Genomic DNA, 13,859 nt, shown 5'->3' on the forward strand with positions numbered 1-13,859 from the left:
TTTGCTTTAGTATGCGTAAATATGCATAAAAATGAGGGGATATATCCCCTCATTTTATATTTTATACTTTAAAACTATATTCTTCAGTGTGTTAGTACCATCTCTAATATCCTCTACCTCATCTACTATTTCCTGAACATTAGCATTCACTTCTTGAAGTGATGCATTAATATCACCGATATTGTAATTTATCTCTTCAACACTCTTTGAATTATCAACCATTGCCGTTGAAATCTCATCTACGGCCGCAGTTTGTTCTTCAACAGATGCAGCTATATTCTGTAGCATTTCGTTTATCTTCTGTATTGCTTCTATTATCTCATCGAGTTTTTTATCAGCTACATCAGTTAATTTTGTTCCTTCATCTACCTGGATAGTTATTTCTTGTGAAACACTTTGTGCTTCTTTTGCAATACCTGAAATCTCATCAACAACGACTTTTATTTTTTCTGATGCAACTTTACTTTCTTCGGCAAGCTTTCTAATTTCATCAGCTACTACGGCAAATCCTTTTCCTGCTTCGCCAGCACGTGCAGCTTCTATCGCCGCATTGAGTGCTAGTAAATTTGTCTGTTCTGCAATGGCATTAATTGTTTCAATAAATTGTGTTATATCCTCTGCTCCTTTATTAAAACTTTCAACCACTCTTTCTACATCTTTTGTAGAATCTGCTATCTTTTTAGTTGTTTGAATAACGGACTTTAATATATCTGCTGCATCTTTTGCAAGATCTGTACTTTGTTCTGCAAACATTGCGGAATCTTGCGCACTATCTGCTATATGCTTGGTAGCAGCACTAATTTCCTCTGCACCAGCTGTCGTTTCCTGTATTGATGCGGAAATCGTTTGAATTCTTGCAGAAATGTTATCCATACGTTTTACAATATTATCAGATTGACTTGCCAGTGATACAGTAGAATCAGAAATTTTATCAATGTTTTCCACTATATCAATTGTTTTTCTTTGGATTTTCTTTAAATTATCCCTAAGATAATCAACAAACTTTTTAAATGATTTTAAAAGAACTCCCATTTCATCTTTCGTTTTAGCTTCATTAATATCAACTGTTAAGTCATTCTGCGTAAGTGAGTTAGTCACTGTAACTAACAATGTAATATTTTTGAAAATTTTAGAAGAAACTATTAAAACAAAGAACACAGAAATTACCGTAATAATTATTGGTAAAAAGACAAGTAAAACATTTATCATAGAATCTGTATAATTTATTGCCTCGTTTAAGTTATCTTTCTTTTTTTCAAGATTAAAAAGTATATCTTTTTTTACATTTTCGGTAAATTTCACCACATCAGAAATAAGGTATTTATTGCCATCTTTTATACCTTTCAATTTCTTTGAAAGTACGTCAATATTTTTCTTCAACATTGGTATATCATTAGAAACTTTTTGTAATTCAACAAAAAGTTTGTTTAATTCCTCGAAATTTTTTGCACCATATTGGTACGCTTTAACACTTGCTTGAAAATCAGAGAGTTTTTCAAGTGCGTAAGTAGCTTTTTCATATTCTTGAACTTTTTGTAAAACATCTTTGTTACTACTACTGACCATACTTGCAGTAAACATTCCAATCACAAATAATACTAGAAGAGGTAAAAAGACTAATAATAATATCTTTGTTTTAAGATTCATATACCCCCACCTCCTCTTTAAATAATTTCATTTTATTAATTTCCTTTTACGATTATATCACTTCTTGTTGTTTTTTAAATCGCAAATGGATAATATGATTCATTATCTAATCACTAGAACGTATTCTCATTTTTATTTTTTAATTTTTTTAGATACCTTTCATTATCATATTCCACAAACTTCACTTCTTTTTGTAATTTTTTTAACACTTCATCTATTGTTTCTTTAAAATATTCTGCTATTTCTTTTGCTTGATCATATCTTAATGGATGTTTTTCCGTTATATCTAAAATTGCTTCACATGCATTAGTATACTTATTAACATCAAACTTACCTTCTTCCCTAAAATTAATGGGTATAGCATTTGGGAGTTTTTCCTGAGCATACATCAAACTTCTTTTATCTGGTATAGTCACCCACTTTTCTGTCGGCGGTCTAATGGGAACATTTATATAAACCCTTTCAGGTATAGGAAAAATAGAATTTATTATTTTCGAAATTTTATCAATATCTTCTCTGGAATCATTAATATCTTTCATCAACATGACTTCAACCCAGATTTTTCCATTAAAATTTCTTGCAAAAAGTTTTAAGCCATCTATTATTTCTTCGTATCTAATTTTCATGACTGGTCTATTGATTAACCTAAACTTTCTTTCATCAGGAGCATCTATACTAGGAAGAACCAAATCGGCATATAGCAAATCATTACGTACTTCATTTAAATACAACAACGACCCGTTTGTAATAACTGCAACCTTAAAATTTGTTTTTTCTTTTATCCATCTGATTATCCTTCCAATTCCCGAATGCAAAGTTGGTTCACCATCACCTACAAAAGTTATATAATCTATATTTAAAGTAGTATTTTTGATAGCATATTCCAATTCATTTATTATTTTTTCTGTAGGATAATATTCCTTTCTTTCGTTTGTAAAATAATTTGTTTTTCCCAATTGACAATAAACACACGAGTAATTGCACGTTTTCAAAGGAACTAAATTAACTCCTAATGAGTTTCCCAATCTCCTTGATGGAACAGGTCCAAACACATTAGCCACTTTTTCGCCTCCTTTTCTATTGAATACTATAACTCTATTCACAAAAGTTTTGTAAAAATTTTTTCAACAACTTTGAAAGTTTAACTATGATATAATTTTAACGATACAATTCATGAAAGTTGGTGATAGATGATGTATGACTGTGCTATATTGTATGGTACCCATTTTACATCCTCTGATGTAAAAAGCATCATTAAATACAAAGAACTAGGCTTTGCAAAAAAATTTATCGTTTTTGTTTCCAAAAAACCAATAGGATATCCCAATGAATTTTCAAAAAAAGTGGATTACCTTGAAATAATAGTAACACCAAAATTTGTAAACGATGCAAAGAGAATCTTCAAAACCACAAAAAACTCTTATATTGCACCTTTGGATGAATTTGGTTTTAGAGGGATGGAGCGTGATCCCTGTTGAGCATTACAAACGCTCTAATTAACTTACTTTCCAGGTTATCACTTCTTATTGTCATAATGTACATGATACTTACATTATACAATACTAGAAGCTTATTTATAAAACTCATAAAATCGCATAATGCAATACTTTTAGGAATTCTTGGTGCTATTTTTGGAATAATTGGAACTTATTTAGGAATATGGTACAAAGGGGCAATAATAAACTACAGGGATGTTGGTGTGATATTTACTTCTTTAATTGGTGGATTTCCATCTGCTTTTATTGCTGGAGGTATAGCTTCTGCACATCGACTTTTTCTAGGTGGAATCTCAGCAATCCCTTGCGCTATTGGAACATTTCTTTCTGGAATTATTGCCGCATCTATCCACTATTTAACACACGGTAATCCTTCTATAATTACAATTTTTTTTACAGCGTCTTTTGCAGAAACAGTTCATCTTGCAATTGCTCGTTATATGATATTTCCAGAAAGTTTAGCAATAGATATAACTCACAAAATCTTTATTCCCATGGTTGTTGTAAATACATTTGGTGTTACACTACTTGCTACTATGTTTAAAAATTTCGAATGGCAAATGCAACTTGTGTCAAAAATCACTACAAACTGGTTTATATCCATTTTTGAAGAGCTAATTGGAACTATCAATACAAAAAATAGCGAACAAAATATCTCAAAAATATGCCAAATAATAGCACAAAATTCACCTGTAGACGGCGTATTTGTAACCTCGCAAAATTCCATTATCTCGAAATATCCAGAAGATCTAAATCTTGAAATAGATTACAAAAAATCCATAAAAAGCAAAAAGATTTTGAAATTCTTTAAAAATGGAACATGGTATATAGTTTTCCCTATTACAATTGGAGATGATACAGCTGGAACATTAATCTTTTCCTCCAAGGACAAGATGAAAGAAGTTCATATATTCTTTGGAAAAAAAATAGTTCACATACTATCACTTGTTTTTTCAATTCAAAAAGCCGTAATTGAAGCAAAACTTGCAAAAGAAGCACAACTTCGTGAATTCACTTCTAAACTTAGCCCACATTTCCTCTTTAACACACTAAGTACAGTAAGATATTTTTCAAATGTAGAGCCAAAAAAGTCCGTAGAATGTATAGACAAACTTTCTGAATTACTACGTTATATTTATGAGAGGAAAGATAAATTAACAACTTTAGAATCCGAAATAAATGCAATAGAAAATTATCTTGGAATAATGAAAATGAGATATCCTGAAATTTTAGAATACAAAATAAACTGCCCCAAAATAGATGTAAAAATTCCTCCTTTTATTTTTCAACCTGTAATTGAAAATGCAATTAAGTATGGAAGGAAAAATAATAAAATAAAAATTGAAATATCATGCCATATCAACGAAGATCGACTAAGGATTGAAATTCGCGATCACGGGCCAGGTATAGATAAAATTACAATGGGAACAGGTCTCAAACTTGTTAGCGAACGTTTAAAGCTGATCTACAACAACCAGGCTTCTCTTTTATTTGAGAATTCCAATGGACTAAAAGTAATATTTGATCTACCTGCGAGGTGAAAATATGATAAAAGTATCAATAGTTGAAGATGAATTTGCATCACGTGAACACCTAAAGAAACTTATACTGTCAATTAATGAATTCGAACTTATAGGAGAATACCAATCAATTGACGAAATTAAAAACTTAAACAACTTGGATATTTTATTCTTAGATATAAACTTAAATGGAAAAAATGGATTGGAATTTGCGCGTTTTTTAAAAGATATAAAAGTTGTTTTTGTTACTGCATATCCAGAATATGGTGCAGAGGCATTTGAAATTAACGCAATTGATTATCTTGTAAAGCCTGTTACTGAAACACGCTTTAAACAGTGTGTTGATAAGATTCTAGAGTTATTTAGACCACATTTTGAAAAACTTCCCGTTATAGATCAAGACGGCATCTTACTTTTAGATATAGAAAAAATTCTATATATTGAATCTTTCGGCAAAACAGCAACTGCAATAACTTTAGAAAAAGAATATAAAATTCACAAACTAAACATTGGAACCTTGGAAAAAAAGCTCCCAGATAGTTTTTTACGCGTTCACAAATCTTTTATCGTAAACATGAATAAATTAAAAAAAATAACCAAAGAAAGAAAAAACTTACTTTTAAAACTTGGTGACTCTTGTGAAATTACTATACCAGTTAGTAAAAAATATTCTAAACTTGTCAAGCGATATTTGCACCTCTTATAATTCATATTTAACTTTTCATTCCAAATTTTGCTCTAGTTGTTCCTTCATATTATTAATCCACGTTACAATGGATATACCAAAACTTTATAATGGAGGTGGTTAAACCATGAACTCCGTATTTCTCGTTTTAATAGCTTTCTTTGGATATATAGTTGCATACCAAACCTATGGTAAATGGATTGCAAAAAAACTCATGGGCTTAAACGACAAAAACCCTGTCCCATCAAAGGAATTTTATGATGGCGTAGATTATGTACCAACCAAAAAGCACATACTTCTTGGCCATCATTTCACAACAATTGCTGGAACAGGTCCAATTGTTGGACCGGCTATAGGAGTTATCTGGGGATGGGTTCCTGCATTTTTATGGGTTCTACTTGGTCCAATTTTTATGGGTGCAGTTCACGACTTTATGGCACTTGCTATAAGTGCTAGAAACAAAGGTAGCACTCTAGGTGAATTAACAAGAGGAGTTATCTCTAATAGAGTAGGAATAATATTTCTACTTCTTATCCAATTTTTGCTTTGGATTGTAATAGCGATTTTTGGTTTAATTATGGGAATACTATTTAACATGTATCCTGCAAGTGTCTTTCCAGTTTGGATGGAAATACCTATTGCTATTTGGCTTGGATATATGGTGTATAAAAAGAATAAAAACGATACCATATACTCGATAATAGCAGTATTTTTGATGTACGTTACTATCTTTATTGGACTTTATTTCCCAATAAAAGTTCCAGCACTTGGTGGTTCTCCAATAATAACGTGGATCATCATACTGTACATCTACGTATTCTTTGCGTCAACTTTACCAGTACATAGGTTACTTCAACCTCGTGATTACATAAACTCACATGAACTTTTAATAGCAATGGCATTACTTCTTTTAGGTGTATTTATTGGTCACCCAAAGGTAGTTGCCCCGGCATTTCATCATGTCAATGATGCTCCATCTATTTTTCCAGCTTTATTTATAACAATTGCTTGTGGTGCAATTAGTGGGTTCCACAGTCTTGCAGCTTCTGGAACAACAGTAAAACAACTTGAAAAGGAAACAGATGCGTTGCCAGTAGGTTTTGGTGGAATGTTACTTGAGGGTGCTCTTGCAACTTTAATAATTGTTGCAGTAACAGCGGGGATTGGCATGAACGGTGGAGGCACAGCAGCATTCACACAACATTACGCTTCATGGGCCACCGCTAGTGGATTAGCGGCAAAACTAAAAGCAGTTATAGATGGTTCTGCAAATTTAATGAATTCATTTGGAGTTCCTCTAGAACTTGCACGTTCAATAATGGCTGTCTTTATCGTTTCATTTGCAGGCACAACACTTGATTCTGCAACACGTATACAAAGATTTGGACTTCAAGAGCTTTTAAGAACAAAAAATGGAAAAGTAATAAAACCATTCAACAACAGATATATTGCAACATTCATCGTCATACTATTAGCCTTTGGACTATGTATGGTAAGTCCTGGTGGAAAAGGTGCATTAATACTTTGGCCAGTTTTTGGAGCACTTAACCAGCTTCTAGCAGGACTTGCACTCTTGGTTGCCACTGTATATCTTGCCAAAAAAAGAAAACCCATATGGGTTACTGCTATTCCTATGATAATAATGCTAATCGTTACATTAACTGCATCATATCAAAATCTTGGAAAATTTATTTCTCAACACAACTGGTTACTTGTTTTTGTTTCATCAATAACTTTGTTTATAGCCATATGGATGATCATCGAAGGAATCATTGCTATGTTTAAATACTCAAGGGAAATTGAAATAGAAGAAACAATAGAATAAGAAATATTCATCAATTTTGGATTTATTAGCAGGTTAAACAAAAAGAAAATTCACTTAACTAAAAAAACATGGCTCCAATATTATGCTAGAGCCATGTTTTATTTGAGCTTTTCTTAATTTTTTTGACGCTAATAACATATTATTTTTTAATTTTTCTTTACCTTATACCAATCTAGTTTTTTCTTAAACTTTTTTAATTGTAAAAAAGAAACTAGTACAATTCCCGCATCAACAAATACCATCAAAATAATTCCCGCAATCGTTTTTATTATATTTGATTTTAACTTGTAAAAAATTTTCAATTCAATCCCTAGTATTGATAAAACAGACAAAAACTCTACTAAAAAAAGTATATTAAAATGTGAAAAAAATGGTAATATTACAATTGACCATATCCCTCCTATTTCTATTCCAAAAGAAACAAGAACTCTTTTAGCCCCATTTTCCACGGCTTCTGCCATTCCTTTACCATACCATCTAAATCTTTGTTTTACGAAATCCTTCATACCTACTGTTGCATATTCTAAAAGTACTGGGCCATAAAAATATTTAAATTTAAATCTTCCTTGATCAACTGCGCTATTTATCATTGCCCCATCATCAACACCTTGATAATTCAAATGATTCTTTATATATTCGAAAACCTTTTTTCTAATAAACATTCCTCTTCCAGTGAAGGAGGAAAAAATATTAGTATACCTTAAAAAACTTAAAAGAAGTATCTCTATAGTATGCATTAAAGCTGGAAAAGAATCTTTCTCGTTATACGCTCCAAGTGTACTTTCAGTTACATCAACGTCTTTCATCCTTTTTACATAATATTCTATATAATTCTCTGGAATAATATTATCCGCATCCATAACAAAATAAATATCTGCGTCAAATTCTTCTGTTACTTTTAAAATATTTTTCAATTTTCCTTGACCTTTTTCATTTCTTTTAACATGAATTCTATCAGGGTATATTTTTTGATACTCACACATTATTTTATAGGTACTATCAGTTGATCCATCATCAACAAGAACAATTTCAATGTTTTTATAACTTTGAGAGAGAAGACTTTTTATAGATCTCCTAATTGTTTCTACTTCATCCTTTGCAGAAACAATTGCGCATAATTTTTCCTCTTGATTATTTTCTGCAACATTCTTCGACTTATTTATATTTAACAAAATTTTCAAAAGAAAAAAAACAACCACTCCTAAAAAAAGAAAGATATTTGTAAAAAATGAATACCCTAAAAAAGAAATTGCTACAATTGAAAGTACTATACCAAATATAATATAAATCATATGAATTTTTCACCTACTCTTCAACATGTTTGTTATTTATCCAAAGCATAAAAGTTCCCAACACCAGCTGTAAATAATAAGCTATAAATCTCCAACCAGTTATTGCAATAAGTGATATTTCAGAATTACCAACAATACTTGAAAGCACATATTGATAAGTTGCTTCTATCCCACCAGATGAACCCGGAGTAGGAATAAAATACGCTATTGCATTTACTGCATTAATTGATCCAAACAAAAACCAAAAATTTATTTTCAAAGATGATATACCCTTAAGAATATAAAATAAAGAAAAAAGCTGAAGCATAACTATAAAGAACCAACCTAATATATCTACAATCATTATGTAAGTGTTTTCTTTCCACATATACTCAAGACTACTCTTGAAATTTGAAACCCAATTTTCAAATCTAGTAACCCAATTTGTTTTTCTTAATATCTTTGACATTCCTCTAACTATCGGTATCATAACTTCAGGGACAACCATTGACAAAATAAGTATAAATGAAGAAATTAAACTTATAGCAATTCCTAATAAGACTAATTTTCCCTTATCCATAATCCATCCCATACTTGTGTTAAGCATTATTATTGCAATAATCGCTCCACCTAAAGAGTTTTGCAAAACCCTTGCAACCATAATCCCTGTTGCATAACTTGAATCAACGCCTTTTTTTACTAAATGATAAATCTGAAAGGGTTGGCCTCCCATGGCAAAAGGCGTAAGATAAGAAAAGAAATACCCCAATATATTGTTATACAACAACGAAAAATAACTTACCTTGTACCCTCTATGCCATAAAAGATACATCATACGAAATGCCTCTAAAAAATACGAAGAAAAAAATATTAAAAAAGCCACTAAATAAATTTTTATTGGTACAGAAAAAATTAGGGAAACTATATTAATATTCCCTTTGTGTAAGAAACTCATAATTGAAACTACAGTAAGTCCAGAAATAACCGCAAATATAATTGATAAAAATATTCTTTTATTCTTCATCTTTTTTAATTATATCAAAATTTTAATCTATATCAAGAAACAAAAAGGTATATTTCAAGAATAAAAAGGAAGATTATTAAATCTCCCATGATATAAACATAAAGAAAACATTAATCCTAACCATCACTAAAAATAATTACTTTACGCACTACATCAATCATATATATCAATGTTTTAGTATACAAAATTCTTCAAAAACCTAAATCATCTAAAATTTCACCCAAAGTTGCCCCGTCTATATTACTTAAATCTTCGCCTAAAATATCTTCAGCAGTTTCTCTCCAAAAATCCCAACAATCATCCTCTTCATAATCGTATTCATCTTCGTCATCTTCTCCAATATGATCTTCCCAGTAAAAATACCAACCACACCGATAACATATTTTCTCTGAATCATCCAGATACTCTCCACATCTTGGGCATTTTTTCTTATAAAATTTCCAACCACATTTACAACTTTTTCTATTATCTCTAACTTCCTCACCACACCTTGGACATTCTTTCCAGCCAAATATCATAACTTTCACCTCGCTCTTATTGTTTTAGATTACTATAAAACATTATCACTTAGAGAAAGTTATATCTAACTCTACTTCTATGTTTAAACTTAAAAATATCATAACATATTTTTCATATTACTTCAAGAATTCAAACTTTAGCTGTTACCTTAAAAATTAAGGCGCATATTAAATATTCATGTTTAATATTTTTGTCGTATAATATAAAATAAGTATATAATAAAATGGAGGGATTTAATGTTCTTCAACACTAACTTTGAAGATAAAAAATATGCTATAGAAACATTAGAAGATTTTATAAACAATCCATTAGATTTTCTCATTATCTCTGGAAGTGCAGGTACTGGTAAAAATTTTCTTATATCTAAATATGCACAGTACTTAAATAAAAAAAGTATCAATTTTGTTCTTCTTGCACCTACCGGAAGAGCGGCAAAAATACTCTCAGAAAAATCTGGCTTTGAAGCTAAGACAATACATAGTGAAATTTACAGTTTTACCAATATGGAAATTAAAGAAAAAAATGATGAATCGAAAATATATTTTTCTTTAAATATTAATAAAAATGATAAAACAATTTATATTGTTGATGAAAGCTCAATGATTTCCGATGTAAACAACAACGATTTTTTAGTATTTGGAAGTGGAAAATTATTAACAGATCTTATTACCCACATAAAATATGGGAAACATAACAAAATAATATTTGTAGGAGATAACTACCAACTTCCTCCTGTCAATTCTTCATTTTCACCTGCACTTGATGAATTTTATCTAAAAGAAAAATTTCATCTTGATGGTAAAAAAATTACATTAGATAAAGTAGTAAGACAAAAATCAGATAGTTTTATTCTAAAAAATGCGCTTCTAATAAAAAAACATATTCAAAATAATAATTTTTTTGATTTAAACTTATCACTTTCAAATGATTTCGTAGAAACTCCAAATTTAATTTCACAATACGATGTTAATAATACAAATAACAATATAATCATATGTTCAACAAATAAAAAAGCACTTGAATATAACAAAAAAATTAGAAAAATGAAGAATCTAAAACAAACATTCAAAATAGGAGATATATTACTAAATACGCGAAATGTTCATTTTCAAAACCAAACTATCTTAAACGGAGAATTCTTTGAGGTTTTAGATATTATCTCAAACGAAAAGCAAAGTATTTATTTACGTGGTAAAAAACCAATAGATTTAATATTTTATGATTTAAAACTCAAAAATATACTAACTAATAATGTACTAAAATTCAAAGTCCTTGCAAATAGTCTTTACACAAAAAGTACCAGTGAAAGAGATTTACAAATAGCATTAATCGTATTAACTAAAAATATGGTTGGAAATATTAAAAATAATGAATTACATAAACACCTTGAAAACAACCCTTACTTTAACGCACTATATGTGAAATATGGCTATGCTATTACCCCCCACAAAGCACAGGGAGGAGAATGGGAAAATGTTTATGTTGATACCGAATTTTACAATTCCTTGAAATCCAAAGAATATTTTAAATGGCTATACACATCAATTACACGTGCAAAAAAGAAAGTATATATAACACCGTTACAAATCAACTCTATAGAAAATAATAATATTAAAATCTCTGATAAGTATGTTATAAAAAACAAAATAAAAATTCCAGTTGAAAATGAAAAATTAAATAAAGAATGTTCTAAAGTTATACATAACAAATTAATAAAAAACATAACTTCTTACAATTTTAAAATAATTTCCATAAAACATTTTGATTACCAAGAAGTATATTATCTACAAAAGGATAATAAATATCTTAAAATACAAGTATTTTATAACAAAAAATGTGATGTTACGAGAATAATTTTGTCAGAAGCAACTTCGGAAAAAATTGCCAAAGATTTTCTTAATATTTTCAATGCTAAAAACAAAAATTATAACAACACAATCAATAATAATCAAAATTATGATTGTATAAAAGCTTTTGTTGATGGTAGTTATGATGATAATTTAAAAAAATTTGGTTCAGGACTAGTAATTGTCAAAAAAGATAGAATTGAAAAATACTGTAAAAATTATTCCATAACAAAATTCATTGAAAGTAGAAATGTATCAGGTGAAATATTTGCAACGTTACTTGCTTTTGAATATGCAAAACAAGAAAATTTAAAATGTATTGAAATAAATTACGATTATGAAGGAATTGAAAAATGGGCTCTTGGATATTGGAAAACAAAAAAGGAAATATCTAAATTTTACAAAGAAAAGTATGATTATTACTCAAAATTTGTAAATATAAAATTCAAAAAAATTCAAGCACATTCAGGAAATAAATACAATGATTTAGCAGATAAGCTTGCCAAAGAAGCTATTTACAACAATTGCAAATCCATAAAATATGAAATAAAAATTTAACTTAAAACTAACAAAAATTACAATCTATAACAAAAATAAAATTTACACAATCTGATCTTTTGGTATATAATATTCTTCGGAGTTTTTTTAAAAATCTTGATGGAAAAGAGGAATAAAAAATGCCTTTAAAACACATATTAGTTATTATCATTGTTTTAACTTCCTATTTATACATAATTTTCGGAAAGAAAAATAAACCTGCTGTTGTATTTAGTCTAGCGCTGTTAATTTCAGCTTTAAGACTGGTAAATGGACTCAATTCGGAGAATTTTAGTCACATTGTTGACGTGGATACTCTGGGTTTATTAACAGGAATGATGATGATTGTTGCCTTTCTTAATAAATCTGGATTTTTCGAGTATTTTTCTATAAAAATAATCAAATTTGGCGGAAAAAAATTCTTTTTAACCATGACTTTACTAATGATTATTGTTGCATTAACATCTGCATTCTTAGACAATGTTGTCACTATTCTTGTAATGGCCCCTATGATTTTTTTAATTTCTGATATGTTAGAACTTAATCCTATCCCATTAATTATGCTTACTATTCTAATGGATAACATAGGTGGTTCTGCCACACTAATAGGAAGTCCTCTAAATCTTGTAATAGGATCAATTAGCGGTTATTCGTTTAATGATTTTATTAAAGTAATGGGACCTGTTTCAATTTTAGCTTTTATAGGTGTTTTATTATACTTCAAAAAACACCTAAAAGTTGATGAAAAATCTCTAAAAAATATTGAAAAATTAAACCAAATGGATGAAAAAAAGGCTATCACAAACCCAAAAATGATGTGGTTTTCATTAATAGACTTTATAATAGTAATTATTTTATTCATTCTACATTCAACTTTAAATTTAGAATTATCTGTAATTGCACTCATAGGTGGTTCAATATTAATAATTAAATTTTCAAATGGATATGAAGATGTCGGAAAAGATATTGATTGGGATATGTTATTTTTCTTTGCAGGACTTTATATGACTTCCTATGCTCTAGAAGAGATAGGTTTTACTCAACAAATTGCTAATCTATTTTTACCATTTAAAAGTAATAACCTGATAATATTAGGAATATTTTACATCTTATCGATAATTACAATTCCAATATTAAATAACGTACCATCTGCTCTAATATTAGCACCTGTAATAAAAATATTAGTATCACACGGTGTTAACCCTATACTGTGGTGGACATTTGCCATAGCTTCAAACTTTGCAACAAGTTTAACACCACTTGGCGCAGTTCAAAATTTAGTTGCCGTAAATTACTTGGAAAAAAATTTAGGAAGAAAATTTGGATTTTTTGAATACATGAGATGGAAAATAGTACCTGTTTTTCTTACATTAATTATAGGAATAGTTTATATATTCTTCTTAACCTTAATTCATTGATGTAATGAGTAAAACCACTGAAATGTTTTTGTAATTAAATTCAAAAAATAATTAGCTTATTTTCCTTATC

The 13,859-nt window shown here is 29.3% G+C and carries 11 protein-coding genes; 6 read left to right on the plus strand and 5 right to left on the minus strand.

Features of this window, described 5'->3' with window-relative positions:
* Positions 1–54: 54 nt before the first annotated feature.
* Positions 55–1,647, minus strand: a complete 1,593-nt coding sequence (locus Y592_RS00505; protein WP_075665132.1) for a methyl-accepting chemotaxis protein — start codon at positions 1,645–1,647, stop codon at positions 55–57.
* Between the two features lie 113 nt (positions 1,648–1,760).
* Entirely contained in the window at positions 1,761–2,708 is a 948-nt protein-coding gene (locus Y592_RS00510) for a radical SAM protein (RefSeq protein WP_075665133.1), read from the minus strand.
* Positions 2,709–2,837: 129 nt separating this feature from the next.
* Here Y592_RS00510 and Y592_RS00515 point away from each other — a divergent pair, with 129 nt between their 5' ends.
* The 4 genes from Y592_RS00515 (at position 2,838) to Y592_RS00530 (ending at position 7,173) form a co-directional block, all read left to right on the plus strand.
* A complete protein-coding gene (locus tag Y592_RS00515; RefSeq protein ID WP_143609904.1) occupies positions 2,838–3,125 on the plus strand; it encodes a hypothetical protein in 288 nt (95 codons plus the stop codon).
* On the plus strand, positions 3,122–4,684 hold the full coding sequence (locus Y592_RS00520; protein ID WP_075665135.1) for a LytS/YhcK type 5TM receptor domain-containing protein: 1,563 nt from the start codon (positions 3,122–3,124) through the stop codon (positions 4,682–4,684). Before Y592_RS00515 ends, Y592_RS00520 begins: the two co-directional genes overlap by 4 nt.
* A 4-nt stretch (positions 4,685–4,688) precedes the next feature.
* A complete protein-coding gene (locus Y592_RS00525; protein ID WP_075665136.1) occupies positions 4,689–5,369 on the plus strand; it encodes a LytR/AlgR family response regulator transcription factor in 681 nt (226 codons plus the stop codon).
* Positions 5,370–5,475: 106 nt separating this feature from the next.
* Positions 5,476–7,173 carry a carbon starvation CstA family protein gene (locus tag Y592_RS00530; RefSeq protein ID WP_075665137.1) on the plus strand — a complete coding sequence of 566 codons (1,698 nt, stop codon included), beginning with the start codon at positions 5,476–5,478 and terminating at the stop codon, positions 7,171–7,173.
* Between the two features lie 146 nt (positions 7,174–7,319).
* Here the strand turns inward: Y592_RS00530 and Y592_RS00535 are convergent, their stop codons facing one another.
* From Y592_RS00535 to Y592_RS00545, 3 genes are all read right to left on the minus strand, one after another.
* A complete protein-coding gene (locus Y592_RS00535) occupies positions 7,320–8,465 on the minus strand; it encodes a glycosyltransferase (protein WP_075665138.1) in 1,146 nt (381 codons plus the stop codon).
* A 13-nt stretch (positions 8,466–8,478) separates the two neighbouring features.
* Positions 8,479–9,468, minus strand: coding sequence for a lysylphosphatidylglycerol synthase transmembrane domain-containing protein (locus Y592_RS00540; protein ID WP_077286956.1), 990 nt, complete (start codon positions 9,466–9,468; stop codon positions 8,479–8,481).
* 191 nt (positions 9,469–9,659) lie between these two features.
* Positions 9,660–9,986, minus strand: coding sequence for a zinc ribbon domain-containing protein (locus tag Y592_RS00545; RefSeq protein WP_075665140.1), 327 nt, complete (start codon positions 9,984–9,986; stop codon positions 9,660–9,662).
* Between the two features lie 237 nt (positions 9,987–10,223).
* Here Y592_RS00545 and Y592_RS00550 point away from each other — a divergent pair, with 237 nt between their 5' ends.
* Together Y592_RS00550 and Y592_RS00555 are read left to right on the plus strand one after the other, a co-directional pair.
* On the plus strand, positions 10,224–12,392 hold the full coding sequence (locus tag Y592_RS00550; protein ID WP_088368813.1) for an AAA family ATPase: 2,169 nt from the start codon (positions 10,224–10,226) through the stop codon (positions 12,390–12,392).
* Between the two features lie 119 nt (positions 12,393–12,511).
* The gene (locus Y592_RS00555) at positions 12,512–13,789 is read left to right on the plus strand and encodes an SLC13 family permease (protein ID WP_075665142.1); all 1,278 of its coding nucleotides are present in this window, start codon (positions 12,512–12,514) and stop codon (positions 13,787–13,789) included.
* Positions 13,790–13,859: the final 70 nt, after the last annotated feature.

It is taken from the genome of Thermosipho sp. 1070 (genome assembly GCF_001682135.1).
Lineage (GTDB): Bacteria > Thermotogota > Thermotogae > Thermotogales > Fervidobacteriaceae > Thermosipho > Thermosipho affectus.